At 71.2% G+C, this 26,174-nt stretch carries 21 protein-coding genes and 2 pseudogenes; 13 read left to right on the top strand and 10 right to left on the bottom strand.

Features of this window, described 5'->3' with window-relative positions; all coding sequences use genetic code 11:
- Positions 1-102: 102 nt before the first annotated feature.
- From MDN94_RS23165 to MDN94_RS23150, 4 genes are read right to left on the bottom strand one after another with little or no spacing between them, the layout of a single operon-like run.
- Positions 103-1,500: a DNA-3-methyladenine glycosylase 2 family protein gene (locus MDN94_RS23165; protein WP_482727788.1), complete on the bottom strand. Its 1,398-nt coding sequence runs from the start codon at positions 1,498-1,500 to the stop codon at positions 103-105.
- Positions 1,497-2,774: an FAD-dependent oxidoreductase gene (locus tag MDN94_RS23160; RefSeq protein WP_482727787.1), complete on the bottom strand. Its 1,278-nt coding sequence runs from the start codon at positions 2,772-2,774 to the stop codon at positions 1,497-1,499. The genes MDN94_RS23165 and MDN94_RS23160 overlap by 4 nt, the downstream gene beginning before the upstream one ends.
- Positions 2,771-4,168: an FAD-dependent oxidoreductase gene (locus tag MDN94_RS23155; protein WP_482727786.1), complete on the bottom strand. Its 1,398-nt coding sequence runs from the start codon at positions 4,166-4,168 to the stop codon at positions 2,771-2,773. The genes MDN94_RS23160 and MDN94_RS23155 overlap by 4 nt, the downstream gene beginning before the upstream one ends.
- Entirely contained in the window at positions 4,165-5,628 is a 1,464-nt protein-coding gene (locus tag MDN94_RS23150) for an FGGY family carbohydrate kinase (RefSeq protein ID WP_482727785.1), read from the bottom strand. Before MDN94_RS23150 ends, MDN94_RS23155 begins: the two co-directional genes overlap by 4 nt.
- Before the next feature lie 413 nt (positions 5,629-6,041).
- Between MDN94_RS23150 and MDN94_RS23145 the strand changes: the two genes are divergently transcribed.
- The 3 genes from MDN94_RS23145 (at position 6,042) to MDN94_RS23135 (ending at position 9,640) form a co-directional block, all read left to right on the top strand.
- Positions 6,042-7,067: a hypothetical protein gene (locus MDN94_RS23145; protein ID WP_482728218.1), complete on the top strand. Its 1,026-nt coding sequence runs from the start codon at positions 6,042-6,044 to the stop codon at positions 7,065-7,067.
- Positions 7,068-7,206: 139 nt separating this feature from the next.
- Positions 7,207-8,736 carry an amino acid permease gene (locus tag MDN94_RS23140; RefSeq protein ID WP_482727784.1) on the top strand — a complete coding sequence of 510 codons (1,530 nt, stop codon included), beginning with the start codon at positions 7,207-7,209 and terminating at the stop codon, positions 8,734-8,736.
- Between the two features lie 274 nt (positions 8,737-9,010).
- Entirely contained in the window at positions 9,011-9,640 is a 630-nt protein-coding gene (locus MDN94_RS23135) for a GntR family transcriptional regulator (RefSeq protein WP_482727783.1), read from the top strand.
- Between the two features lie 197 nt (positions 9,641-9,837).
- Here MDN94_RS23135 and MDN94_RS23130 read toward each other — a convergent pair.
- A pseudogene (locus MDN94_RS23130) lies at positions 9,838-9,915 on the bottom strand (hypothetical protein); the annotation flags it as partial.
- 188 nt (positions 9,916-10,103) lie between these two features.
- Positions 10,104-11,855, bottom strand: coding sequence for a glycoside hydrolase family 6 protein (locus MDN94_RS23125; RefSeq protein WP_482728217.1), 1,752 nt, complete (start codon positions 11,853-11,855; stop codon positions 10,104-10,106).
- Between the two features lie 656 nt (positions 11,856-12,511).
- Here MDN94_RS23125 and MDN94_RS23120 point away from each other — a divergent pair.
- Positions 12,512-14,785 (top strand): annotated as a pseudogene (locus MDN94_RS23120) (glycoside hydrolase family 48 protein); the annotation flags it as partial.
- A gap of 204 nt (positions 14,786-14,989) precedes the next feature.
- Here the strand turns inward: MDN94_RS23120 and MDN94_RS23115 are convergent.
- Positions 14,990-15,418 carry a subtilase-type protease inhibitor gene (locus MDN94_RS23115; protein WP_482727782.1) on the bottom strand — a complete coding sequence of 143 codons (429 nt, stop codon included), beginning with the start codon at positions 15,416-15,418 and terminating at the stop codon, positions 14,990-14,992.
- A 592-nt stretch (positions 15,419-16,010) separates the two neighbouring features.
- Here MDN94_RS23115 and melC1 point away from each other — a divergent pair.
- The 4 genes from melC1 (at position 16,011) to MDN94_RS23095 (ending at position 18,358) form a co-directional block, all read left to right on the top strand.
- Positions 16,011-16,409: an apotyrosinase chaperone MelC1 gene (gene melC1 / locus MDN94_RS23110; protein WP_482727781.1), complete on the top strand. Its 399-nt coding sequence runs from the start codon at positions 16,011-16,013 to the stop codon at positions 16,407-16,409.
- A gap of 24 nt (positions 16,410-16,433) precedes the next feature.
- Complete coding sequence (gene melC2, locus MDN94_RS23105; RefSeq protein ID WP_482727780.1) at positions 16,434-17,255, top strand: tyrosinase MelC2; 822 nt, start codon at positions 16,434-16,436, stop codon at positions 17,253-17,255.
- 83 nt (positions 17,256-17,338) lie between these two features.
- Positions 17,339-17,503, top strand: a complete 165-nt coding sequence (locus tag MDN94_RS23100) for a hypothetical protein (RefSeq protein WP_482727779.1) — start codon at positions 17,339-17,341, stop codon at positions 17,501-17,503.
- 252 nt (positions 17,504-17,755) lie between these two features.
- Positions 17,756-18,358 (top strand): DinB family protein, encoded by a 603-nt coding sequence (locus MDN94_RS23095; RefSeq protein ID WP_482727778.1) that lies wholly within the window; start codon positions 17,756-17,758, stop codon positions 18,356-18,358.
- A gap of 180 nt (positions 18,359-18,538) precedes the next feature.
- Here the strand turns inward: MDN94_RS23095 and MDN94_RS23090 are convergent, their stop codons facing one another.
- Positions 18,539-19,150 carry a GNAT family N-acetyltransferase gene (locus tag MDN94_RS23090; protein ID WP_482727777.1) on the bottom strand — a complete coding sequence of 204 codons (612 nt, stop codon included), beginning with the start codon at positions 19,148-19,150 and terminating at the stop codon, positions 18,539-18,541.
- A gap of 217 nt (positions 19,151-19,367) precedes the next feature.
- Between MDN94_RS23090 and MDN94_RS23085 the strand changes: the two genes are divergently transcribed.
- The 4 genes from MDN94_RS23085 (at position 19,368) to MDN94_RS23070 (ending at position 22,989) form a co-directional block, all read left to right on the top strand.
- Positions 19,368-20,126, top strand: coding sequence for an SDR family oxidoreductase (locus MDN94_RS23085; RefSeq protein WP_482727776.1), 759 nt, complete (start codon positions 19,368-19,370; stop codon positions 20,124-20,126).
- A 149-nt stretch (positions 20,127-20,275) separates the two neighbouring features.
- Positions 20,276-20,995: a TetR/AcrR family transcriptional regulator gene (locus tag MDN94_RS23080; protein ID WP_482727775.1), complete on the top strand. Its 720-nt coding sequence runs from the start codon at positions 20,276-20,278 to the stop codon at positions 20,993-20,995.
- 485 nt (positions 20,996-21,480) lie between these two features.
- Positions 21,481-21,780 carry a hypothetical protein gene (locus tag MDN94_RS23075; protein ID WP_482727774.1) on the top strand — a complete coding sequence of 100 codons (300 nt, stop codon included), beginning with the start codon at positions 21,481-21,483 and terminating at the stop codon, positions 21,778-21,780.
- A 6-nt stretch (positions 21,781-21,786) separates the two neighbouring features.
- Complete coding sequence (locus MDN94_RS23070; RefSeq protein WP_482727773.1) at positions 21,787-22,989, top strand: glutathionylspermidine synthase family protein; 1,203 nt, start codon at positions 21,787-21,789, stop codon at positions 22,987-22,989.
- A gap of 212 nt (positions 22,990-23,201) precedes the next feature.
- On the opposite strand, the gene MDN94_RS23065 is transcribed toward MDN94_RS23070, so the two are convergent.
- Together MDN94_RS23065 and MDN94_RS23060 are read right to left on the bottom strand one after the other, a co-directional pair.
- Complete coding sequence (locus MDN94_RS23065; protein ID WP_482727772.1) at positions 23,202-24,158, bottom strand: LysR family transcriptional regulator; 957 nt, start codon at positions 24,156-24,158, stop codon at positions 23,202-23,204.
- A 167-nt stretch (positions 24,159-24,325) separates the two neighbouring features.
- Positions 24,326-25,288 carry an ankyrin repeat domain-containing protein gene (locus tag MDN94_RS23060; RefSeq protein WP_482727771.1) on the bottom strand — a complete coding sequence of 321 codons (963 nt, stop codon included), beginning with the start codon at positions 25,286-25,288 and terminating at the stop codon, positions 24,326-24,328.
- A gap of 143 nt (positions 25,289-25,431) precedes the next feature.
- Here MDN94_RS23060 and MDN94_RS23055 point away from each other — a divergent pair, with 143 nt between their 5' ends.
- Positions 25,432-25,986 (top strand): hypothetical protein, encoded by a 555-nt coding sequence (locus tag MDN94_RS23055; RefSeq protein WP_482727770.1) that lies wholly within the window; start codon positions 25,432-25,434, stop codon positions 25,984-25,986.
- Positions 25,987-26,174: the final 188 nt, after the last annotated feature.

Below are 26,174 nucleotides of genomic sequence, written 5' to 3'. Positions count from 1 at the left end.
ACTCCCGGGGCGGTGAGGATGGCGACGTCATCCACTCTCGGGCCGCCGGGGGCCCGAGCCGTTGCGTTGCTGGACCGTCCGGGTGAGGCGGGTGGTGCCCGGTCAGCTCGCCGGCTCGCCGGCGGCCGCCCACAGGTGGTGCATCGCGTACGAGCTCCACGGCCGCCAGCGCCCGGTGTCCGCGCCGGCGGGGACCACCGGGTCGCCGGGCAGCAGGACGTCGGGGTCGCCGAGGGCGTGCATGCGGATCCGGGCGGCGGTCCGGGCGTCCATGCCGGGCAGCCGCAGCAGCCGGAGCTCCGTCTCCTCGCGGTCCACGCCGGGGTCGAGCACCACATCGCCGTTGGCGAGCGCCTCCGCCAAGGCGCGCAGCGCGGGGTGGTCGGTACCGGTCAGGTCCCGCGCGCGGGGGAACAGGTGGGTGAGGCCGCCGCTCGGTTCCGGGAGCGGCTCGCCGTGCGCGATCACGAGGGTGCTCGCGGCCGGCGTTCCGACCACCGTGCGGATCGCTGTCTCTTGGGGGTCCGCGGCACCTGGGACGCGCAGACCGGGGCGGGACGCGACGTGGGGGGCGAGGGTGGGGTCGGCGCCGAGGCGCTCGGCGACGGCGCACGGATCGGCGTCGAGGTCGAGGAGGCGGCGCATCCGCTGGTTGGCGGTGGTCAGGTCGCGCAGATCCGTCAGATGCAGCCGGCAGTCCAGCCAATGGCCGACGCCGGGACGTTCGCGGACCTCGGCGATCCCGGCGCCGCCGGGCAGCCGCAGGGTGCGCCGGTATGTGCGGCCGCCGGGCCCGCCGGTGACCTCCTCCACACCGGTGACGGCATGGGCGGCGAGGTGGTCGAACATCCGGGCCGCCGCGTACGGGCCGCGGTGCGCGAGCCGCAACGGGATCCCGACGGCGCCCTTGTCGGCGGCCGGGCGGCCGGGCCTGAGGGCTCGCAGTTCGGTGGGGGTGGCGGCGTAGATCTCCCGGATGGTGTCGTTGAACTGGCGCACGCTCGCGAAACCGGCCGCGAAGGCGATCTCGGTGGCCCGCAGGGTCGTCGTCTGGAGGAGTACGCGTGCGGTGTGGCCGCGCTGGGCGCGGGCCAGCGCGATGGGGCCCGCGCCGAGTTCGGCGTTGAGTTGGCGCTGTACCTGGCGGGCGCTGTAGCCGAACCGGTCGGCGAGACCCGCGACGCCTTCCCGGTCGACGATGCCGTCGCCGATCAGCCGCACGGCCCGGCCGACGACGTCCGCGCGGACGTTCCATTCGGCCGAGCCGGGGACCGCGTCGGGCCGGCAGCGGCGGCAGGCGCGGAAGCCGGCGCTCTGGGCGGCCGCGGCGGTGGGATGGAACGACACGTTCTCGCGCTTGGGCGTGACGGCGGGGCAGCTGGGCCGGCAGTAGATGCCGGTCGTGGAGACGGCGAAGAAGAACACTCCGTCGAAGCGTGCGTCCCGGCTGCTCACCGCCTGGTAGCGGCTGTCCTCTACCGTGCGTGCCTCGGTGGTCATAAGGCCAGTATGGGCGGCCCCCAGGCACCGGACCGGCGGGAATCGGACATGACGCTGATGACGACGGGGCCGCCGTCCGGGTCGGCCGCGGCCGTCCAGCGGGCGCACAGATGGAGGGGCCTGCCGGGCAGGGCGGTGTGCGGCAGACGCCGGCAATCCAGTACCCGGCCGTCCTGGTGGACGACGAGGACGGCCGCGGGGAGGCGTTCCGCGGTGCGCAGGGTGAAGCGCTCTCCGAGGGGTGGCGGTCCGTCGGGGCGCACACGGTTCGGTGCGATCCACAGCAGCGGCGGTTCGGCCCGTAGCGGCACTCCCCCGCCCGGCCAGGGGTCGGTGCCTGCCAGGTGTGCGAGGACCGGGCCGGCGACGCAGCGGCCCTCGGCGGCGGCGCTCACCGCCGGCTCGCCGCCGTGCAACAGGTTGCCGACGGCGAACACGCCCGGCACGACGGTGCGGAAGGCGGTGTCGACGGCCGGTCCACGGGTGCCGGGGTCGAGCGCGATGCCGCCGCGACGGGCGAGTTCGTGCTCGGGGATCCAGTCGCCGGTGAACACGACGGTGTCGCAGTCGAGGAGTGCGGGGCGGCCGTCGTCGCTCCGGACGCGGACACCCGTCAGCCTGCCGTGGCCGGTGAGCTCCACGACGGTCGACCCGGTGAGCAGCGGGAACCGGTGGCGCGGTGACCGGAGGGGGCCCCGGGTGCCTGCGGTGACGAGGGCGACGACGTGGGCCCCGGCCGTTCGCAGCGTGTCGACGGCGGCACAGGCGACGGCGTCGGCGCCCGCCGGGGCCACGACGACGGCGTGGCTGCCGACCGGTTGTCCGTGGACATGGACGGCCTGCTGGAGTTCACCGGTGGTGAGGACGCCGGCCGGCCGGGTGCCGGGGACCAGCCGGGCGCTGCGCGGCCGTTCGCGGGCGCCGGTCGCCAGGACGACGACGGGTGCGGTGAGGCGTTCGAGGCCGTGCGAGCCTGTCGTGTCGAGGGTGCGGGGACCCGCCCAGCCCGTCGCGGTGACGCCCGTGCGCACCACGGCTCCGGCGGCGAGGGCCGCGTCGGCGAGGCGCTCGGCGTAGCGGGGGCCGGTGATCGGGCGGTGGCGTGGTCCGAAGCCCCGGTGGTGGCTGTGGCGTGGGATGCCGCCAGGTTCCTGTTCGCGTTCGAGCACCTCTATCCGACCGGCGCCTGCCGCGGCCAGGTGGGCCGCGGTGGCGAGACCCGCCGGTCCCGCCCCGACGACGAGGACGTCCACGGCCCGCTCGGCGCGGCTCATCGACGGCCGTCCTCGAACAGCGCACGCACGGCGGGTCCGCAGTGGAAGCCCTGGCAGCGGCCGCCGCGGGCCCGGGTGCGGCGCCGCAGTCCATCGAGCGATCCGGGCGGGACGGTGCTGGTGAGCGCGTCGCGTATCTCACCGCGGGTGACGCGCTCGCAGTGGCAGACGATCGTGCCGTACGCGGGGTCGGCGGCGATCAGGTCGGCCCGCTGGTACGGGCGCGGGCGTGCCTCGCCGATGTTCGGCATCCGTACCGGTTCGAGGTCGCGGGCGGGTCCGAGGTGGAGTCCCGCGTCGCCGAGGAGGCCGGTGACGTAGTCGGCGATCGCCATGGAGGCGGTCAGTCCTGTGGAGCGGATGCCGCCGACGGTGACGTACCGCAGGCGGGGGTGCGCCCGGATACGGTAGTCGTCCTGCCCGGTGGCGGCGCGCAGTCCGGCGTAGACGGCGGTGACCTCCTCGTCGATCAGTGCGGGCAGGATGCGTCGGCCCTTCGCCCGCAGGGTCTCGAGGCCTTCGGCGCTCGACCCGGTGGCCCGTTTGTCGTCGAGGTCCTCCGCGGTCGGGCCGAGGATCACGTTCCCGTACACGGTCGGTGCGACGAGGACGCCCTTGCCGAGCGCCGTGGGCACGGGGAGCAGGATGTGCCCGACGAGGGGGCGGGCGAGCTTGTCGTAGACGATGAGCTGTCCGCGCCTGGGGGTGACGGTGAAGTCCTGGCGACCGAGCCGGCGGTCCAGTTCGTCGGCGTGCAGACCGGCCGCGTTGACGAGGTAGCGGGTACGCAACAGGCCGCGAGAGGTGGCCAGTTCGTGATGGGTCCCGGCGGTGACGGACTGTACTTGGCAGTTCAGGTGCAGGTCGACGCCTGCGCGGACGGCCTGGGTGGCGTAGGCGAGCGTCGTCGTCCAGGGGCAGATGATCCACTCGTCGGGGACCTCGAGCGCGCCGAGCGCGCCGGGGCCCAGGTGCGGTTCCCTGCAAGCGAGTTCGGCGGCGTCGAGCAGGCGGGAGGCGTGGTAGCCGTTGCGGGCGGCCTTGGCGGCGAGCGCGGGCAGGGTGGCGAGCTGTTCCCGGTCCCAGGCGACGAGGAGCGCGCCGACGGGTTCGACGGGGATGCCGCTCTGTTCGGCGTAGGCCGCGAGGCGGTGCCGGCCTTCACGTACCAGCCGGGACTCCAGGGTGCCGGGCGCCGCGTCGAAACCGGTGTGCAGGACGGCCGTGTTGGCCTTGGAAGTGCCGTTGCCGACATCGTCGTCCGCGTCGACGAGTGCGACGCGGAGCCGGTGGCGGGCGAGTTCGCGGGCGACGGCGGTGCCGACGACTCCGGCGCCGACGACGATCACGTCGTACAGCCGGTCGGGCGGTTCGCCGCTGGTGGTGACGGTCATCGCGTGCCGTGGTCCCCGGCGGCGGACGGGGAGCGCTCGAGGAGTGCATCGACCTCGCCGCGGAAGACGCCGAGCCGTTCGGCGGCCCGGTCGGCGCTGATGCGGGGCTCGTAGACGGCGGACGGCTTCCGGTGGGGGACCACCTGCTCCGGCGCCAGGCCCGGGTCGATGCCGAGCCGGGCGACAGCGGCGGCTCCCAGTGCGGTCGCGTCGGGCAGTGCGGAGACCTCCACGGGCATCTGGAGCAGGTCGGCCTGTGCCTGCATGAGGAGCGCGGACCGGGTGAGGCCGCCGTCGACCCGCAGCGCGGTGAGCGGGGAGCCGAGGTCGGCGGCGACGGCTTCGGTGAGGGAGACGACCTGTGCGGCGATGCCCTCGCACAGTGCGCGCACGAGGTGGCCGGGCCCGGTGTCCAGTGCGAGTCCGGTCACCGAGCCTCTGACGTCGCCGCGCCACCAGGGCGCCGCGAGGCCGGCGAACGCCGGCACGAAGGTGACGCCGCCACTGTCGGGGACGGTCGAGCCGACGGCGTCCAGGTCCGCGGCGCCGGAGACGACCCCGAGGTCGGTGAGCCATCGGACGGCGGAGGCCGCGGTGTAGACCTGGCCGTCCAGGCAGTAGCTCGCCTGTCCGCCGAGCCGCCAGGCGACGCAGCCGACGAGCCCGGTGGTGGAGCGGTGCGGCCGCCGGCCGGTGTGGGCGAGCAGGAAGGCCCCTGTGCCATAGGTGCACTTGGCGATTCCCGGTTCGGTGACGCGCTGGGCGAGGAGGGCCGCCTGCTGGTCGACGAGCAGTCCGGTGAGCGGTGTCCCGGGGCCGAAGGCGGTGGTGACACCCACGGGGCCGGCGGCGTCCACGACCTCGGGCAGCCGTTCACCGGACAGGCCGAACAGGTCGAGTGCCCGCCGCGACCAGGCGACCTGGTCGAGGTCGAGGAGCTGAGTGCGGCCCGCCGTGGCCGCGTCGGTGACGAACGCGCCGGTGAGCCGGTGCACGAGCCAGGAGTCGCTGGTGGTGACGACGCCTTCGCGGGTGAGCTCGCGGCGGATCCACGCCATCTTGGGTGCGGCGAAGTACGGGTCCAGCGGTAACCCAGTGAGCTGCCTCAACTCTTCTGCTTGCGGGGCAAGTTCGGCGCAGAGCGGTTCCGCGCGCCGGTCCTGCCAGACGATGGCCGTGGTGAGCGGCTCGCCGGTCGTGGGATCCCAGGCGAGGACGGTCTCGCCCTGGTTGGCCAGTCCGACGGCCTCGACGGGCTCGCCTGCTCGGGCGAGCGCCCTGCGCCCTGCGCCGAGCACGGAGTCGAGCAGCTCGGCGGGGTCCACCTCGACGCGTCCGCCGGGGCCGTAGCGGGGTGACACGGGCACGAAACCGGTGCCGATCACGCCGCGTTCGGGACAGACGACGAGCGCCTTGGTGCCGGAGGTCCCCTGGTCGACGGCAAGCACCGGGCCCGTCATCGGCCACCCCGCTCTCCGGTAGAAGAAACCTTGATCGCAGACGAAAGCGTGGGGCAGGCCGCCGCCGCCGTCAAGAGCCGAACTCGGCCCGACGGATGGCGACTTGGTCAACCGGTTGCCGCGCGGCGCGGCTTGAGTAAGATCGGCCCGCACGCGGAAGCGATGCGGGGGACGGCGCGGTTCCCCGTACGTGCCCGACCGTCGTCGACGCCAGGCCGACCAACCGCCGTCGACGCTCGCCTCAGCCCCCACTGCCCCAAGAGGCCCGATGAAGACCAGTGCTCCCCCCTGGCTCCACCCTGCGACAAAACACGGAGCGGACCGCGCGCCGGGCGGCGCGATGACGAACCCGACGGCCCCCCAGCCGTGTTAGGCGACCTCTCCCGGGCATGTCCCGGAAGGGTGGCGTGCTGATGGCCCCGGGCTCCTTCCGCCCGGTCTACCATCCGGCCGGCCAGGACACGGAACTGCGCAGCGCCCTCCAGGACTTACGCACGGGCCGCTGGCTGTCGATGCGGAACCTTCTCGAGGCGACGGCCGACTGGGCCCTGTGGACCCAGCGCACCCAGGTGCTCGCGGCGGTGGCCGCCGGCTCCGACACGGTGCAGACGTGGCGTGTGGAGGAACCCGACAGCGCCGCCGCCGCGGTGATGCACTGCAGGGTCGCGGTCGAACGAGCGTTACGGGCACACCGTGAGGCGCACCGGCACACCCAGGACCTGTGGCACGAGGCCTGGGAAGCATGCCGGGCGGCGGCATACCGGTCACCCGAGGACCCTGTGCCGTGGGTGTGCCTGCTGGCGCTCGCCCGGCTCGACGAGGGGCAGCGGCTCGACGAGCACCGGATGGCACCGCCCGGGCCGATGCTCTTCCCCGGCCCGTGGGGCCTGCTGGCGCAGGCGGACAAGCGGGATCCGCACAACCGCGAGGCGTACCACCGGATGCTGCAGTTCGTGTACGCGCGGCGGTCCGGCACCCATCTCTCCGAGGCAGTCAACTTCGTCCAGTGGGCGTCCTCGTCCGCGCCCCTGGGATCGCCGCTCAAGGTGCTGCCGCTCTATGTGCGGGTGGAGCGCTACCGCCGGGAGAACGGCCAGGAGAAGGCGCTGGACCTGCACTGGGTCACGGACGACGCGGTCCGCGACGGCCGGCTGGCCCTGCACGACTGGTTCGATGTCGCGCCCACGGCGACGCGCACGCTGCTCGATCTCAGCCACTTGGCCCACGCGCTGTGGGGGGCGCTCCAGTTCGCCGACGCCGCCCGGGTGTTCGAGGCGCTGGGCCCGTTCTACGCGACGCTGCCATGGGTGTACCGGACGCCCGAGCCCGCTGACGCTGCGCTCGCGGAGGAGGTGTTCCTTCGCGCACGGGCGCGCTGCCTCGCGGCGGCGCGTGACGCCGGCCCCGGCCCCGGCCCCGCTGCGGGCCCCTACGGCTGAGCCGCCGCCGCCCGACCGGGCCCATGTCCCCACCCCGTACTCCTCCCCCGCGCGTACTCCCCCGTCGCACTGTGCTGCCCGCCGCACCACCCCTTGCCCTGTCCGCTCAAGTACATCGCCTTTCCCCGGAGGTACCTCGATGTCCATATCCCCGCCGAAGTGGTCGGATTCCGGCCGGACCCCTCCCAAGGACGAGGAGGAACGGCTGAGGGAACTCGGCTACCAGCCCGTCCTGGCCCGCCGAATGGGCGGCTTCGGCAACTTCGCCATCAGCTTCTCCGTGATCTCGATCCTGTCCGGCTGTATGACGCTGTACGGATTCGGGCTGGGCACCGGCGGCCCCGCGGTGATGATGTGGGGCTGGCTGGGCGTCGGTCTCTTCGTCCTCTGCGTCGGCATGGCCCTGGCCGAGGTGACCAGCGCCTATCCGACGTCGGGCGCGCTGTACTACATGGCCGACCGGCTCGGCGGCCGTAAGTGGGGCTGGTACACGGGCTGGCTCAACCTGCTCGGTCTGCTGGGCGCCATCGCCGGTATCGACTACGGGTGCGCCCTGTTCACCGGCGCGTTCCTGAACCTCCAGTGGGGGCTCGAGCCCACACCCGGCTCCACGATGATCATCTTCATTTGCATCCTGCTGCTGCATGCCACCCTCAACCTCTTCGGCGTACGGCTCGTCAGCCTGCTCAACTCGGTCAGCGTGTGGTGGCACCTCGGCGGCGTGGCCCTGATCGTAGGCGCCCTCGCGATCGTGCCGTCCGACCACCGGTCCCCGCAGTTCGTCTTCGGCGAGTTCGTCAACGGCACCGGCTGGGACAACCCGGTCTATGTCGCCGCCATCGGCCTGCTGCTCGCGCAGTACACCTTCAGCGGGTACGACGCCTCGGCCCACCTCTCGGAGGAGACCTCCAACGCGTCAGTGGCCGCGGCCAAGGGCATCGTGCGCTCCATCTGGGTCTCGTGGATCGCCGGGTTCGCGCTGCTGGCGGGCCTGACCTTCGCGATCCAGGACTACGCGGGCACCCAGGGCACCGCGACGGGCGTACCGCCGGCGCAGATCTTCATCGACGCCCTCGGCACCGGTGCCGCCACGGCGCTGCTGCTCGTGGTGATCGTCGCGCAGCTCTTCTGCGGCAACGCGGAGGTGGCCGCGGCCAGCCGGATGGTGTTCGCCTTCAGCCGGGACAACGCGCTGCCCGGTTCCGCCCTGTGGCGCAAGGTGAGCAGCCGGACGCAGACGCCCGTCCCGGCGGTGTGGCTGTCGGTGACCTTCGCCTGCCTGCTGGCCGTCCCGTCGCTGTACTCGGCCACCGCGTACGGAGCGGTCACCGCGATCAACGTCATCGGCATCACGCCCGCGTACGCCATCCCGATCTACCTGCGGCTGCGTGCCGGCGACCGCTTCCAGCCGGGTCCGTGGTCGCTGGGCCGCTGGAGCAGGCCGATCGGCTGGGCCGCCGTGGTGTGGGTGGCGTGCGTGACCGTCCTGTTCTGCCTGCCCCAGTCGAACCCGGTGACCGTCGACTCGATGAACTACGCCTCGATCGCGCTGGCGGCGGTGCTGATCCTGGCCACGGTGTGGTGGTTCGTCGCCCGGCGCTCGTACGGCACGCCGGCGGCGTACGGAACCGCCCGCGAGCAGGCGGAGATCGCGGAGAACATCGTCTGACACTCCCCTGTCCCTCGCGAGGGCCCGGCCGTGACGGCCGGGCCCTCGGCGTTCTGGGGTCGCGGGGCCCACGACCCGGCCGGCCGGGGGCGTCGCGTGCCGGAGTGTCCTCGCCCATACAGCGCTCGCCGATCCAAGCGCTTCACCGTCACAAACCGGACTTCGCATCAAATCGCGTACGAAGCATTGACGGCGCGCCAACTCGGCTCTCGTTCGGCACGTTGCACTTCGTACGTCATGTATGAGACGCGATACGCGAGATCTGAGAGTGCTGATGACCTTCGCTCCCACCCCGATCCCCTCCCGCACCCAGTTCGTGCTGGAGGCGATCAAGCACGCCATCCTCACCGGCGTTCTCACCCCTGGGCACTCCATGGTCCAGACCGAACTGGCCGCGCGGTTCGGTGTGTCGAAGACCCCGGTGCGGGAGGCCCTCAAGACCCTGGCCGGAACGGGGCTCGTGGTGATGAGCCAGTACAAGGGCGCCACCGTCCGCATGGTCGATGCCGACATGGCGCGCGAGGTGTACGACGTGCGGCTGCTGCTGGAGCCGGAGGCGCTGCGGCGCTCCATCACCCGCAACGCGTCGCTCGAGGACGCGCGGACGGCGCTCGTCAGGGCCGACGAGGCGGCCGATCAGGCCGGACGATCCCTGGCCGACCGGGAGTTCCACCGGGCCCTGTATCTGCCCTGCGGCAATCCGCTGCTGGCCCGGATGCTCGACGAGGTCCGCGACCAGGCGGCCCTGGTGAGCACGGCGGGTCGCCGGGCGGCCCGCAGCAGCGGCAGCCGTTCGTCGTCGAACTCGACGTCCATGACGATCACCGCGTCCGCCACCGCGTCGCCCTCGATGCGCCGCACGGCCTCCGGGCCCTCCTCCCCGGTGAGCAGGAGGACGTCATAGCCGTGGGCGCGGGCCGTGATGCTCCGGACGGCCATGGCCATCTGGAGCATCACGGGCACATGGATGTCGGTGCGCAGCGGCACCATCAGCGCGATGATGCCGGACCGGTTGCCGGCGAGTGCGCGGGCACCGGCGTGCGGCCGGTAGCCGAGTTCGATGCTCCGCTCGCCCCGCTCGCGGGTGCTCCAGGAGATCGGGCGTTTGCCGCTGAGGACACAGCTGACCGTGCCGGCGGAGCCGCCTGCTTGGCGGGCGACATCAGCAAGGGTGACCATTCGTACACTCCACGGCGGACCGTTGTGACGCGCCTCGGCGTCCTGGAGCCATGACCCTGAAGTTGCGGGTCAAGGCCTGTCCAGGTCGGCCGAGGCGCGTCGGTGCGCCCGCAGGTCACCGCTCGCGCGGTGTGCCGCTGCCGGGACCTCTCGTCCGGATCCGACGCACCGGGTCCGAACGGGAGGACCTAGAGCGCCGGGTGTGCGTTCTTCATGAGCTCCTGGAACTGCGCGGAGAACCAGTGGCCGGAGACCGGCGCACCGCCCAGCGCGCCGGACATGTTGTTCCCGTTGCGCACGTTGCCCGTGTAGGTCGGGTCGCACATCCGGTCGAAGCCCTTGCCCTCGTCGTTCGGGATCTCCGAGCTGGAGCCGTCGGACTCACCCGGGGGCTTGACCCACAGGTAGGCGTCGATGCCCACCTCGGGAGCCGCCTTCGGCCGCTCGCCGATGCCCGCGCCCGCCTGGTTGCACCAGTTGCCGAGGTGGATCCGGCGGTCGAGCTTGCCGCCGTTGACGTAGGTGTCGACATTGGTCTGCGGCCCCGGGCCGGTGGGCCGTGCGGTGCCGCCCCAGCCGTTGCGGGAGGTGTCGATCAGCATGCCGATGCTGGAGGCGAAGCCTGCCTGGACCAGGCGCTGGCGGAAGGCCTGGGCGTAGGACAGTTCATCGACGTAGCGGTTCCAGTCGACCCACTTCGACTGGCGCACCGAGGTGCCGCCCACCGCGTCGTTGATCGTGAAGTGCGGCTCCTTGAGGGGGCCGTAGTTGGCGGTGTTGGTGATGAAGCCGGTGACGTACTCCAGCTTGCCGCCCTCGGCCTTGGCGGCCTGGGCGAACAGTTCGGCGGAGGGGCCGAAGTTGTCGTCCCAGCCCAGCCAGCCGTGGTGACCGGCGTCGATGTAGTTGTAGACGTTGGGGATCGGGCCGAGCTTGGACAGTGCGTAGCCGACACCCTTGACGTAGTTGCCGTTCGCCTTCATCACGTCGCACTGCGGGGTGGCGGTGGGTCGGCTGCCCGCGTTGGTGATGAGGTTCGGCAGAGAGTCGATCTCGATGACGGTGGTGATGCGCAGGCTCGCGTACTTCGGGTCGGCGACGGCGGCCGCGATCGGATCGATGAACTCGCTCTTGTAGCGCGGGAGCTCATCGGGCCCGAGCTCGCCGTTGGAGGCGAGTGCGGCGCAGTCGCGGCCGGGGAGGTCGTATACGACGAGGTTGATGGCCAGCGGGCTGCCGCCGGCCTGCTTGAGTGCCTCGTCGAGGTGGTCACGCAGACCCATCCCGCCGTTGACGCCCTCGATCGCCGCGATGCGGTCGAGCCACACGGAGGTCGAGGTGTTGGCGATGCGGCTGCCGCCCGGTTCGGCGGCGGCCTTCGCCGACCATTCGGGGTTGACGTACATCTTGGCGCCGACGAACGGGTTGTCGACCTTGTCACCGGCCGGGGGGTCGGTCGGAGGGTCGGTGGGCGGGTCGGTCGGCGGGTCGGTAGGCGTGGTGCCGCCGTTGCAGGTCACGCCGTTGACCGCGAAGGACGTCGGCGCGGCGTTGGTGCCGCTGTAGGAGAACTGCGCGCCCGGTGAGACGGTCGCGCCGCCGGCGATGGACCGGTTCCAGTCGGCGCCCTTGACCGTGACGGTGCTGCCTGACTGCGACCAGGTGCCGCTCCAGCCGCTGCTGAGCTTCTGGTTGCCCGTATAGGCGTACGTCAGCGTCCAGTTCTCGATCGTGGTGGTGCCGGTGTTCTTGACGTTGACCGTGGTCGTGAAGCCGGAGCCCCAGTCGCTGGTCCGGTAGTCGACGCTGCACGCGATCGCCGCGGCGGCGGCGGGCGTCTGCATGAGGTTGACGGCGCCGGCGCCGGTGGCCAGAAGGCTGCAGGCGGCCAGCAGGGCGGTGCGCCTGGGGCGCAGCGGTGGTGCGGTGGCACGGCTCATGGTGTCGCGGCTCATGGGGTGACATGTCCTCTCGTCGGCGAATCGGGGGTGGGAGCATTGCGCTGGTCGAGCAGGCCTGTGCACACGGCCTGGCTGTGGGAGCGCTCCCAGACAAGTGACCGAAAACGGGGGGCGGTTCTGTCCCGTTCCAGAGACTCTCTCCAGGGATGCGCGAACCGTCGCAGCGCGATTGCGCCCGGTGCGGGCAGGACACCGGGCGGAGCGACGGCAAGGTGCGGGGGGGACGCATGAGCGACTCCGTGCAGCTCGGACGCACCGAAAACGGCGTATCCCGTGATGGAACCGCTCCCACTGGTTGCACCGGAGGCTAGCGCCGAACGGCGGTGCAGAGAAGGGGACTTGGCAAATTTCTTGACGGAGCGCACTTCGCCACCCCGGTTTCTGTGACAACTCTTGACAGCTCCGCCGCACCACCTCACCGTGGGAGCGCTCCCACTGGTTCAAGGCTTGTGCTCAGCATGCCCGTGCTCAACTCCCCGAGCCGCTAGGAGAGTCACCCCCATGTCTCCACCAGGAAGACGGCGCCCACTGAGGCGCGTACTGACGGCGCTCGCCGCCGTCCTCTCGCTCCCCCTGACCCTCACCGCGACCGGCACGGCGCCTGCCCACGCCGCCGCCGTGCGGTGCAGCGTCGACTCTACGCCAAGGCCTACGACAGCCAGGGCGCCTCGGCCGAGTCGACCCCGGTCGGCATCACCGTGGCCACCGGCCCCGCGCTCGTGGCCTCACCCACGCAACTCGGCGTCCAGCAGGGCGGTTCCGGAACGTTCGACGTCAAGCTGTCCACCCAGCCGTCCTCCGACGTCACGGTGTCCGTGGCCCGCACGGCGGGCAACACCGGCCTGAGCGTGAGCAGCGGCGGAAGTCTCACCTTCACCCCGTCGAACTGGAACACGGCGCAGAGGGTGACCATCGCCGCCGACAGCCAGGGCACCGGCGCGGCCACCTTCAGGGTGACCGCCCCCGGCCACGCGGCGGCCGGGGTGACGGTGACGCAACTGGGCGGTTCGAAGGAGTACGACGGGCGCTTCCTCGAGCTGTACGGGAAGATCACCGACCCGGCCAGCGGCTACTTCTCGCCCGAGGGCATCCCGTACCACTCCGTCGAGACGCTGATCGTCGAGGCCCCCGACCACGGGCACGAGACGACGTCGGAGGCGTACAGCTACCTGATCTGGCTCCAGGCCATGTACGGCCGGATCAGCGGTGACTGGACGAAGTTCAACGGCGCCTGGGAGATCATGGAGAAATACATGATCCCCGCGCACGCCGACCAGGCCACCGGCTCCTACTACGACCCGAACAAGCCGGCGACCTACGCGCCGGAGCACGACCAGCCCTCCCAGTACCCGGCCGAGCTCCAGCCCTCCGTGACATCCGGCAAGGACCCGATCGCCGCGGAGCTGAAGAGCGCGTACGGCACGGACGACGTCTACGGCATGCACTGGCTCCAGGACGTCGACAACGTCTACGGGTACGGCAACGAGCCCGGCAAGTGCGAGGCCGGGCCGAGCGCGACGGGCCCCTCGTACATCAACACCTTCCAGCGCGGTCCGCAGGAATCGGTGTGGGAGACGGTCCCGCAGCCGACCTGTGACCGCTTCGCCTACGGCGGCCCCAACGGTTACCTGGACCTGTTCACCAAGGACGCGTCCTACGCCAAGCAGTGGAAGTACACCAACGCCCCGGACGCGGACGCCCGCGCCGTGCAGGCCGCCTACTGGGCCGACCTGTGGGCCAAGGAGCAGGGCAAGGGCTCCCAGGTCTCCGGCACGGTCGCCAAGGCCGCCAAGATGGGCGACTACCTGCGCTACGCCATGTTCGACAAGTACTTCAAGAAGGTCGGCAACTGCGTGGGGCCGACCACCTGCCCGGCCGGCACCGGCAAGGACAGTTCGCACTACCTGCTGTCCTGGTACTACGCCTGGGGCGGCGCGGCCGACTCCTCGGCGGGCTGGGCCTGGCGCATCGGCTCCAGCCACGCGCACGGCGGTTACCAGAACCCGCTCGCGGCCCACGCGCTCAGCGCCTACGCCCCGCTGAAGCCCAAGTCACCGACGGCGCAGGCTGACTGGGCGAAGAGCCTGGACCGGCAGATCGAGTTCTACCGCTGGCTGCAGGCCGAAGAGGGAGCCATCGCGGGCGGTGCGACGAACAGTGTCGGCGGCCGCTACGAGGCGCCGGCGGCCGGTACTCCCACCTTCTACGGGATGGCGTACGACGAGAAGCCGGTTTACCACGACCCGCCGTCGAACCAGTGGTTCGGCTTCCAGGCGTGGTCCATGGAGCGGGTCGCCGAGTACTACCAGCAGACGGGGGACGCGCAGGCGAAGGAGGTGCTCGACAAGTGGGTCGACTGGGCGCTCTCCGAGACGACCGTCAACCCCGACGGCACGTTCCGGATCCCGTCCACGCTCCAGTGGTCCGGCAAGCCCGACACGTGGGACGCGGCGAACCCGGGCGCGAACGCCGGTCTGCACGTGACGGTGGCCGACTACACCCAGGACGTGGGTGTGGCCGGCGCTTACGCCAAGGTGCTGACGTACTACGCCGCACGTTCGGGTGACGCGGAGGCCAAGTCCGTGGCCAAGGCCCTGCTCGACGGCATGTGGGACCACCACCAGGACGCGCTCGGCATAGCGGTACCCGAGACGCGTACCGACTACAGCCGGTTCGACGACCCGGTGTACGTGCCCAGCGGCTGGACGGGAACGATGCCGAACGGCGACGCGATCAACTCGTCGTCGACGTTCGCGTCGCTGCGTTCCTTCTACCAGGACGACCCTGCCTGGTCGAAGATCGAGAGTTACCTCGCGGGCGGCGCCGCACCGGAGTTCACCTACCACCGCTTCTGGGCGCAGGCGGACATCGCCCTCGCCATGGGCGCGTACGCGGAGCTGCTCGAGTGACGCACGACCGGTGAGCGCCCGCCCGTCGAGCGGTCACCGGTGAGCGGGTCGCCACCGGGGAGACACTGAACCGCCCATTCATCAACAGGCGGAGCCGGGCGGCATCCAGCGTGATGCCGCCCGGCTCCGTGGTGTGGGGAGTGTGGTCCGGCCCAGAGCGGATCGGACCACTGCCGGCGTCCTGGGCGTTGACGATGCCAGAGGTCAGAAACCGAACAGATTCGTGACGCGGGAGTCCGCCACGCAGCTGTTGGGGAAGGTCCGCTCGTACGAGACCCGGCGGCCCTCCCACACGCCGTCAGCGGTGAGGGTGACGGGAGCGTAGATCTGCGGGCAAGCGCGATCCGAGTCGTCGTTCAGGGTGAGCGCGGGCTGTCCATGAGCACGCTCCAGGTCCGCGCACGCGGCCTCGGCGTCGGGGTGGGAGCCGCCGGCGGTCGGGTTGCAGGTGAGGGTGACCGCCCGTTCGACGGTCGCTGTCGCCGCGCTCTCGCCCTGACCGGCGGTGAGCACCAATGCGGAGGGCGGGTACAGCCTGTCGGGCGTGTCGGCTGCGGCAGAGCCGGCTGTAAGAGACAGGGCGCCGGCGACCACGCCGGCGACGCAGGTGATCTTGGTTGTGGAGCGACGCATCAGAATCTCCTTCTTCTCGACTACGGAACTTTCAGCGTTGCTCAGGAGCGCGGGAACGTCGCATCGACGCCCCTCACTTCGGACATCGGAGATCGAAGAAGCTGGCTTGAAGGGGTAAGTCGGGCGCTACGGAGTTTGTGACGCTTTGCGTTTAGCGGCAGTTCGTCTGCGTGAGACGTCACCGAGCCGGCGGCCTCACGGCAGTTAATGAGCCGTGGCTTCTCGACCGAGACGCCACCTTTCCGGCCGATGCCGGAGAAGGGTTGGTTGAAGCGGCACAGAAATCCGTCTGGTCGTGTCTTTCCGTCAAGCCGTCTCGCCACTGGCAGAGTCGGGCAGCCTCGGGCCGGTGAAAAATCTCCCACAGCAACCGGCGAACGTCCTGCAAATCTTCTGTCGTGACGTCCTGCCGTCCGACCGGACCGGACGATCTGCTTCGCCCGCAGTTGATTCTTCATGCAAGTGTTGGCCGGATATGCGCCGATCCGGGGCCCGTGACAAATCTTTCGGCAACGTTGGTGGGATCCGGGGCAGTCGGATCTGACCCGTCAACTACTGCGGAACACCGCTCGTACTGAGAGAGAGGGAACGCATGCGTACTCGTCGTCGATTTCTTCGAGGTGGTACTGCGGCGCTCGCGGCGTTGGCCGTCGCCGGAACAACCGCTTCTGTTCACGACGAATCCCATCGGGCGGACGGAGCAGGGCAGAACAGTCCCTCCCGGGCTCCCACGGTCGGCAAACCGTTCGACGAAACGTACAAGGGCAGGCGCATCCAAGGCCGGCCGACCGATCACGGGCATCACGGGACCGGGAGCGGCTACCGAGTCCTGATAGACGGAACCGATCTCCACGTCATGCGGAACGGAGACGGGACGTGGGTCAGTCTGATCGACCACTACGAGGTTTTCGCGACTCCGCAGGCCCTGGCACGGTCAGCGGTCGACAATCTGGCCGGCGCCGACCTCGTCCCCGGCACGGCACACCTGTGACCATCCGGGAAAGGAACGCCTGACATGGCCGTGCGAAAGAACCAGTCCACACTCACCTCGACCGAGAAGGGCGAGTTCATCGACGCGATCCTCGAGCTCAAACGCAGCGGACGCTATGACGACTTCGTGCGCACGCACAACGAATTCATCATGAGCGACACGGACCAGGGCGAACGCGTGGGGCACCGTTCCCCGTCCTTTCTGCCATGGCACCGGAAGTTCCTGCTCGAATTCGAGCAGGAACTTCAACGGATCACCCCCTCCGTGTCACTGCCCTACTGGGACTGGAGCACGGACGATACGCCCGGCTCTTCCCTGTGGGCCACGGACTTCCTGGGCGGTGACGGACGCACCCGCGACGGCCAGGTGACGACCGGCCCGTTCGCGAGCCTGGCCGGAAACTGGACCATCGACACCCGAGTGGACACCCGACCTTTCCTGCGGCGCGCGTTGGGCGGCGGAGGAAGGGCATTGCCCGGGCGCGACGACATCGAGGCGGTGCTGTCCGTCGAAACCTACGACACACCGCCGTGGAACAGCACCTCGCGGGGCTTTCGCAACCTCCTCGAGGGCTGGCGCGGCGTCAATCTGCACAACAGGGTGCACGTCTGGGTGGGCGGCCACATGGCAACGGGCGCGTCCCCGAACGATCCGGTGTTCTGGCTGCATCACGCCTTCATAGACAAACTGTGGGCGGACTGGCAGAAACGGCATCCGGCATCACGCTATCTGCCCGATACCGCGACCGAGAACGTGGTGGATCTGAACTCCACCATGCGCCCCTGGAACGACGTCACACCACGCGACATGTTGGACCACACAAAGTTCTACACATTCGACACATGAGCCCGGCCATGAGGCTGCCGACTCCCAGCCCGTGACTTCGCCAGCGGACGTTGCGGGCCGCCGGGCAAAGACGCCATGACGCGATGCACAACGACCTGCCCGGCCTGCCCGGCACCAGCATCTGGATCCGGGACGTGGAGACGTCCCTGCCGGCTCCCACCGAGGAGAACCGCGGCTGGATCAGCAGCGACAGGCCGAGCACCGCGGCGATCGAGGCCCGGTCCTGCCGGGACGAGACCAGCCCGTGAGCGGGGGCGGCCGCCGGGCCGCCCCGTGGTCCCGGCCCGCAGCCGCTCCGGTCAGCGCCGGGTCGTCGTGTGCGCGCCGACGCGCCCACGAGCGGCGCATAGCAGGGGCGGCCGACCGAAACGACTCGCCCGCCGGCCCGGACGGTCCCCAATTCCCCTGCCATGTCGGCGGACCGGGCCCACCCGTTCCGCTCACCTGGAGCGGTCGACAAACATGCTGAGCAAAGATCGCGCGAGCGGCAGACTGGTCCGATGAACGCATCGGATCCCAAGGCTGACCTTCACTTCTACCTCCAGTCCGCCCGTGATGCCCTGCTGTGGAAGCTCGAAGGGCTCTCCGAGTACGACGTCCGCCGCCCGCTGACGCCGACCGGCACCAATCTCCTCGGCCTCGTCAAGCACGCGGCCGGCGTGGAGCTGGGCTACCTCGGCGACACCTTCGGGCGGCCGACCGGCGAGCCGTTGCCCTGGCTCGAGGACGGCGCAGAGGCCAACGCGGACATGTGGGTCACCGCCGACGAGTCACGCGAGTACATCGTGGAGCTCTACCACCGGGCATGGGCGCACGCCGACGCGACGATGGACGCGCTGCCGCTGGACACGGTCGGCAAGGTGCCCTGGTGGCCCAGAAGGAACGAGGTGACGTTGCATCATGCCGTCGTGCGTGTGATCGCCGATACGCACCGGCACGCCGGGCACGCCGACATCCTCCGGGAACTGACGGACGGTGCCGTCGGCATGAACGAGAACAACCGCAGCATGGCGCCCGGGGACTCGGCGTGGTGGGAGAACCACCGAAGCCGACTGGAGCGCACGGCCGAGGAGGCCGACCGCCGATCGCGCGGGTCCCGGTGAAGGCGAGGCGCTTCGCGCCTGACCGTCACGCACGACGCGGCGGCGCACGTCTCACCGGGCTCCTGCCCTGACCGTCGCCGGCCGGAGGGTACGCCCCCGGGCGGGGGCCGTACCCGGGTCGACGCCGCCGCGTCACCGCCATGCTGGCGCCTCGCGCGCCGCCCCCAGGTCCCAGGGCGGTCAGCGGGAGTCGGCCGGCCTGCGCCACATCCCCCACAGCACCGGCCCGCCCCCGGGCAGCTGCACCTCCTCGCGCACGGTGAAGCCGAAGTGCTCGTAGAAGGGGAGGTTGGCCGGCTTGGAGGACTCCAGATAGGTGGGCAGACGTGCCGCGTCGGCCTTGGCCAGCCCCGAGCGCAGCAGGGCCGCCCCGTGACCCCGGCCCTGGGCGGCAGGGTCGGCGCCGATCATCGCCAGGTACCAGTGCGGTTCCTGGGGTGTGTGCTTCGCGGCCGTCTCGACAGCGTCCCTGAACAGCGGAGCCCGGTCACCGAGAATGGCCAGGAGTTCCTCGATGGTCCCGGCGTCAGGAACGGCCTTGGCCTGCGCCACCGGCGGCACCCAGAACGCGGCCGCCGCCTCGGTGTGCTCGCACATGCCGTGACGCCCGTACTGCCGGGTGAAGATCGTGGCGAAGTAGCGGCCCAGCACCGCCTCGCGCGCATCGTCGTCGGGGAAGAACCAACGCATCATCGGGTCGTCGTCGAAGGCGCGGGCAAGGATCGGACTGATCCGCGGAGCGTCGTCGATCGTTGCCGCTTTCGGCATGTTCGTTATCGCCATACGGGCCATTCTGCACATGGTGATCTTGAGTGCGGGACGGGGTCCCTGCCCGGCGGCGGGGGCGTACGGGGACAAAAAGGCGCTCCGGTACGGGGGTTCGGGGTGCAGCGGAGTTACGCGAGCACCGGCACCACACCACCGAGCTAGCATCGCTACCGAGTGCATGTTAGCGTTGATAACGTTTCAAGGTACAAAACGCTTCCCACCTCCCGACAGGAGCGACACGATGACCGAGCAGAGCCGGACCCCCACTCCCAGCCCTCACCGCGTCGCGATCGTCACCGGCGGCTCCCGAGGCATCGGCCGTGAGAGCGCGGAGCGGCTGGCCGCGGACGGCTTCGCCGTCGTGATCAACTACGCGGGCAACCGGGCCGAGGCCGAGGCTGCGGTCACCGCTGTCACCGCTGCGGGCGGGCAGGCCGTCGCCTTCCGCGGCGATGTGGCCGACGAGCAGGCGGTCGCCGCCCTCTTCCATCTCGCCGAGGACACTTTCGGCGGCGTGGACGTGGTCGTCCACGCGGCAGGCGTCATGACGCTCGCGCCGCTGGTCGATCTCGACCTGGACGCGCTGGACCGGATGCACCGCACCAACGTCCGCGGCACGTTCGTCGTCAACCAGCAGGCCGCCCGCCGACTGCGCTCCGGCGGCGCCGTCATCAACTTCTCGACGTCCGTACTGGGCCTCGCCCTCCCCGGCTACAGCGCGTACGCCGCCACCAAGGGCGCCGTCGAGGCCGTCACGCTGATTCTCGCCCGCGAGCTGAGGGGCCGGGACATCACGGTCAATGCTGTAGCCCCGGGGCCGACCGCCACCGCGCTGTTCCTGGGCGGCAAGGACGCCGAGACCATCGAGCGGATGTCGAGGATGAACCCGCTGGAGCGCCTCGGCACCCCCGCCGACATCGCAGAGGTCGTCTCCTTCCTCGCCGGCCCCGCCCGCTGGATCAACGGCCAGGTCTTGCGCGCCAACGGCGGCGCGATCTGAGCCCCGTGGCGACGCCGGTCGGCCCAGCCGCGCTCATGCCGGGGCGTCACGCCATGGGCAAGACCGTCCTCTTCAGCCGTCGCCGAGGGAGGTGACCTCCCGTGCCGAGGACGCGTAGCGCCGCTACGCGGCTTGGTAGCGTCGCCGCCATGAGCACCCGTGACCGCATCCTCGAAGTCGCCGCCGACCTAATCGCGGCCTCCCCCGACGGCGACGTCTCCACCCGCGCCGTGTGCGACGGGGCCCAGGTGGGAGCGCCGGCGCTCTACCGGCACTTCGGGGACAAGGAGGGTCTGCTCTCGGCGGTCGTCGACCACGGTTTCGACAAATATCTGGCCACCAAGCGTGAGCGCAGCCCCGGGGCGGACCCCGTACAGGACCTGCGGGACGGATGGGACACCCATGTGGCCTTCGCCCTGGCCAACCCCAACCTGTACCGCCTGATGAACTCCCCCGCCATGCGCACCCCGCCCGCCGCCGCCCTGGAGTCCCATCGGGTCCTGACCCGGGACCTGGAACGCGCGGCGGCACTCGGCAAGCTCCGGCTCGCGCCGCGCGTGGCCGCGCAGATGGTCATGGCCGCGAACGTGGGGGTGGCACTGATGCTGGTGTCCCGCCCCACCACCTTCGAGGACGCGGTCCTGTCCACCCGGGTCCGCGACGCCGTCCACGCCGCGATCCTCACCCCGGACGCCTACGCCGAGGCCACACCGGCCGTCGGACCGGCGGACGGGCGGAGCGCGGCGGACATCCCCTCGACCGCGGCGAAACTCGAGGCCCTGCTCGCCCACGCACCGTCCCCGGCACTGACCGGCGCGGAGAGCGGTCTCCTGAGCGAGTGGCTGGGACGGCTGTCCGACACCTCTTGAGTGCGGCGGGGGTTCTCCACCATCCGGTGTGGGGCCTTGGTCACTGTCCGGGCGCCCCACGAGGAGTTACCGGCGCGAACGGGGAGCCCCTGCCCGCCGGTCCGCGGTGGGCGGCCTCTCCGACCTCGACGACCCGGGGGCGATCGGGACCGGGCGGCGCCGTTGCCGTACTCGGGGTTGGCGGACCCGATGGACGCGCCGCGCAGGTCGCACACCGAGCCCGGCCGCGGGAACGTTTCGGCGCCGGTACTGCCGGACGTACGCAGCATGGGCGCCCTGGAGACTGCCGGATCAGGGCAGGGCTGCCCGGATGCCCGTCCGACAGAATCATGGTGCCGGGGCGAGGCATCCCGCCGCCGGCGGAACGGCAGTCTCACGCGGGGCAGCGCGCCGCACGGGCCGGGGCAGGACAGAACAGCCTTGGCAGCGGTTCGCGGGCTGCGGACGCGGTGGCGAGGAAGAACTGGAACGGGGGTGACCGGGCCATGGCACGGCGGAAATTGAGGTCGGGCACGGTGGTGATCGGCGGCATGGGGCTGCTCGCGGCGACGCTCGCGGCATGCGGCTCGGACCCGGACAAGCGCTGCGTCGACCCTGTGTCGTACGAGGTGCTGCCCGACTACAAGTGCCGGCAGGAGAACGGAAAAGGCGGCTCGGGCGGCGGCGGAGGCGGCAGGTACTACTACGGCGGCACGGTCAGCGACGGCAAGGTCACCGGCGGCAGCTTCGACAAGTCCGCCGTAAGCAGAGGCGGGTTCGGCAAGTCCGGCTCGGGAGGAGGGTGATCCACTGTGCGACGCCGCACCATCGAGCCCCGTCCCGACTGGCAGCGCATCGTCGAGGCGCAGGGCTGCATCTATCCGCTGACCCGTCACCCCGACGGGTCGCTGCGCCCCTACTGGGACGAGAGCGCGTACTACGAGTTCTCGCTGCCCGAGGTGGAGGCACTGGAAGATGTCGTCGAGGAACTGCATGCGATGTCGCTCGCCGCGGCGGCGCACATCGTCGAAGAGAGTCGTTTCGCCGAGCTGGGCATCACCGACCCGCGTCTTGTCGCCCACGTCACCGAGTCCTGGCACCGGCGCGACGAACTGCCCTCCCTGTACGGACGCTTCGACCTGCACTACGACGGCACCGGTCCGGCGAAGATGCTGGAGTACAACGCGGACACCCCGACCTCCCTGGTCGAGGCCGCGAGCCCGCAGTGGTTCTGGATGGAGGAGCGTTTTCCCGGGGCCGACCAGTGGAACTCGCTCCACGAACGCCTCGTCGCCGCATGGCGGCGCCAGGCACCGCTCCTGCCGCCCGGCCCCGTCCACTTCGCGCACACCGACGGCGACGAGTGCGGCGAGGACCTGATGACCGTCGCGTATCTGCGAGAGACCGCGGAACAGGCGGGCATACCGACCGAGGCGCTGTCCGTGGAACGCATCGGCTGGGACCGGATCTCCGGCCGCTTCGTCGACGAGCGACTGGGCTTCATCCGCAGCTGCTTCAAGCTCTACCCCTGGGAGTGGCTGGTCACCGACCACTTCGGTCCGCAGGTCCTCGACACCCTGGACAACGGCGGCGGCACCGGGACCACCTGCTGGATCGAGCCCGCATGGAAGATGCTGCTGTCGAACAAGGCGCTGCTCGCGGTGCTGTGGGAGCTCTACCCGGGGCACCCGAACCTGCTCGCCGCCCACCTCGACGGTCCCCGCGAACTGGCCGACGGTCCGGGCTGGGCGGCCAAGCCGCTCCTGGGCCGGGAGGGAGCCGGGATCACCCTGCACGCACCGGGCGACACGCCCGTGGTGCGGGAAGAGCTCTGCTGCTACCAGGAGTTGGCACCCCTGCCCGACTTCGACGGCAACCGCGTGGTGCTGGGGGCCTGGGTCGTGGAGAACGAGGCCGCCGGTCTCGGCATCCGAGAATCCGCAGGGCCGGTCACGGACGGTTACGCCCGTTTCCTGCCGCACGTGATCCTCCAACCGGCCGGCCACCTCGGCTGACCGACCGACCTGCCGGCCGGCGGACCGGGGCGGCTCGTCGGCCGACACGTCACCGGGGGCAACGACACGCGGCCGGCATACGGGGCCGCACGCCGCACCCCACACGCCAGCGGTGGCCAGGGCCTGGTCTCGGCACCTGACCGCATGAACGGCGACGACGGCGCGTCCCCGGCATCGCGGGGGCGGGCCCGCCTGCGCTTCCCGCTCGTACGTCAGGTGGTGTCCGCCCCGCCGCCCCGGTGCGCTGTCCCGACCCGGGCGGGCCCGTGGCGCCGGCCGGGGAGCGCGTCCTGGCCGGCGGCGACCATGTCCGCGAAGGCACGGGCCAGCGGCGACAGGGCGTCCCACTTCCGTACCGCCCAGCCCGCCGAGAGGGCGGGAAGATCCGGGATCGGGACGAAGCGCAGCGAAGGGTGGGCGGAGCCGCTCCAGCCGGGCAGGGCGGGGACGACGGCGTGGCCGAGGCCGAGTTCGGCGAGGAGGATGGCGGTGTCCCAGTCGGCGACGCCGGTGTCCGAGGTGGCGTGGATGCCCCAATCGGCGAAGGCGGCGTCGAGCCGGGCGCGCGACGTGGAATTCTCGGGCAGCCGGATGTGGCGGATGCCGGCGAGATCCTGCGGCTCGATCCGGCTGCGGGCGGCGAGCGGGTCGTCCGCGTGGACGGCCAGCACCCAGGGCAGGTCGATCACCCGGCGCTGCTCGACGCCGCGCACGGGCGCGCCGATGGTGATCCATGCCAGGTCCAGGTCGTGGGCCGCGAGCGCGTCGAAGCAGCTTCGGCTGGAATTCTCCGTCTGGAACTCCAGGCTGACCCGGGGGTGTCGACGCCGGAATTCGACGACCGCCGCCGACATGAAGTGACGCACGGTGGTGGCGCCGGTGGTGATGCGTACGGAGCCCCCGTCACCGCGTACGAGGTCCGCGAGGCGCCGCAGTGCGACGTCGAGGCCGGCGATGCCGTCGGCGGCGGCCGCCTGAAGGAGTCGGCCCGCCCGAGTGGGCACGACGCCGCGGGGATGCCGTTCCACCAGGTCGGTCCCTATCTCCCGCTCGAGCCGCTTCACGTGCTGGCTGACGGCGGACTGGGTGCAGGACAGTTCGCGGGCGACGGCACTGAGGCTGCCGGCGCGACACACGGCGACGAAGACGCGCAGGTCATCAAGAGTCATCGGAGCCAAGGTATTCCTTGGGCCGCTGCAAGGAAACCCTAGGATTGACTTGGGTGTTGGTGGCCCGCGAAGATCTTCGTGGATCCAGGGCGGCAACCTGGACCGCGTGACGACGCGCTCCAGGTGCCGACCCGTCCGCGTGTGCCCTGCACCCCCGCGCCCGCGGATCAGCAGGACCAGCGGTCACGCTGCGGGAGTCGGGCCCATATGTCGGGCGGGCCGACCACGGCGCGTGCGTCGGTCAGGCGGAGTCCCACGTAGGCGCAGGAGTAGGCCACCGCGTTGTACTGGTAGAGGTAGGAGGCCAGGACCTCCTCCGATGTGTCGCCCGCGTCCGGCCCGCCGCCCGGGTGGAGGTCCGAGCCCTCGATGACGCCGTTGCGGGCGATGGTGCCCTGGTTGCCGCTCTTGGGGTTGGCGTACAGCCCGTAGCAGACGGTGCCGGCGGACAGTCGGGGCACAACGCCGGGCATCTGCGGTGCGTACCCCCACGGCTGGGTGACGACGCAGCCGCCCGGCACGGTCGTCACGCCGATTATCTGCAGGCTCTCTTCCATGTCGTGCTCTTCCGCGTCGTCCAGCAGTTCGGCCGACCGGGCTCCGGCGGGCGTCGCCTCCAGACGACGTATCGCCTCTTCCGCGTCGATGCCGGCCACGCATGCCAGGCCCGTGCCGTCGTAGTGGATGTCGCCCAGTGCGGCGACGAGTCGCCTCCCCTCCTGCGCGGCCGAACGCTCCGTCCCGGTCAGCCCTCGCTCCCCCGCGGGCACCGCGAACAGGTCGGGCGCAGGTCCGGCCAGGCTGAGCCGCCCCGGCGACCAGCCACCGATCAGGGGCCGCCAGGGATCGGCTCCCGCAGCGGCAAGGGCCCGCGCGTTGGCCGGCCGACCGGACAGGACCGCCTCCCACAACGCGGTCGTCCCGCCGTCGAGCGCGTCGACGTCCTCGACGCGTCCGGCCAGTTCCGTGACGACCTTCGGCGAGCCGAACACAGCTGCCCGGTGCAAGGCCCGTCCTTCGCCCCATCGTTCCGGGTCCGCCCCCTGGTCGAGCCGCCGTCGGATGTCGTCGTGGTCCTGCCAGCCCCTCCAGTCCATGCCTGCCCAGCCGTCGTTACGACCTGTCACCATGCCCCCTGCCTCGCCGGTGCGGAAGGCTCCGCACCGTCCCGTACCCACACCTTCGCAGAGGGGTCCGACAACGGATCGCCGACCACGACACCTTGCCGGGCCGCTGTCCTTCGTGGTCCGGCGGGGTGGGAGACTGAGCAGCCGTGAACGGTACGGAAGGGGCGGACGAGACCGTGCGACTGGGACGGGGGCGCACAGGCCTGACGGGCCTGGCCCTGATGACGGTGCTGACGATGATGGCGACGACCGGCTGCGCCGCTCTGTTCCTGGAGGACAAGGGCCCGCTCCCGCCGCGCTATTCGGGTCCGCCGCTGCCCGCGGACACTGTGGTCTCCGACCTGACCTCGGCTCTCAAGGCCGAGGGCATCACGCTGGAGCGGACCCCGCAGGAGCTGATCCCGACCGAGTGCCACGAACGTTTGACGGGCGAGCACGAGTCGGTGACGGCGGACACCGCTTTGAAGGCCGGGTTCTCGCGGGCGCGGTCGGACCACGGCTGGCAGGACGGACATGACATGGGTGAGGGATGGCTCAGCCTGCGCAAGGGCAACTGGACGGCTACGACGGTCCTTCCCAGTGCCGCGGGCGCGGACGCGTCCCCCACGTCGGTGATCGTGATCACGGTGGTGTGCGACGGAGGCCGCTCCAAATCGTCGCCTCGAACGGACTCCGCGCGGCCGTCCCCCGCCTCTTCCTAGGCATATCGACGAGCCTCGACGCTCACGGGGCCGGCCTGATCACGGCGCGTCCGGTCGCTCACGCGTCCCGACGCCGACACCCGGAGGCTGAGGTGGTCTCCGTGAGCTGGCCGTGCCATACGCCACCGGAAGCCCGCATGGCCGGTCTGCGTCCAGGCTCCGCAGGTCGTGCGCGCCGCGCGCCAGGG

Source organism: Streptomyces sp. WAC00040 (assembly GCF_056835925.1).
Note: the sequence above shows the minus strand (reverse complement) of the source record. Positions and strands in the feature narration are given on the sequence as shown.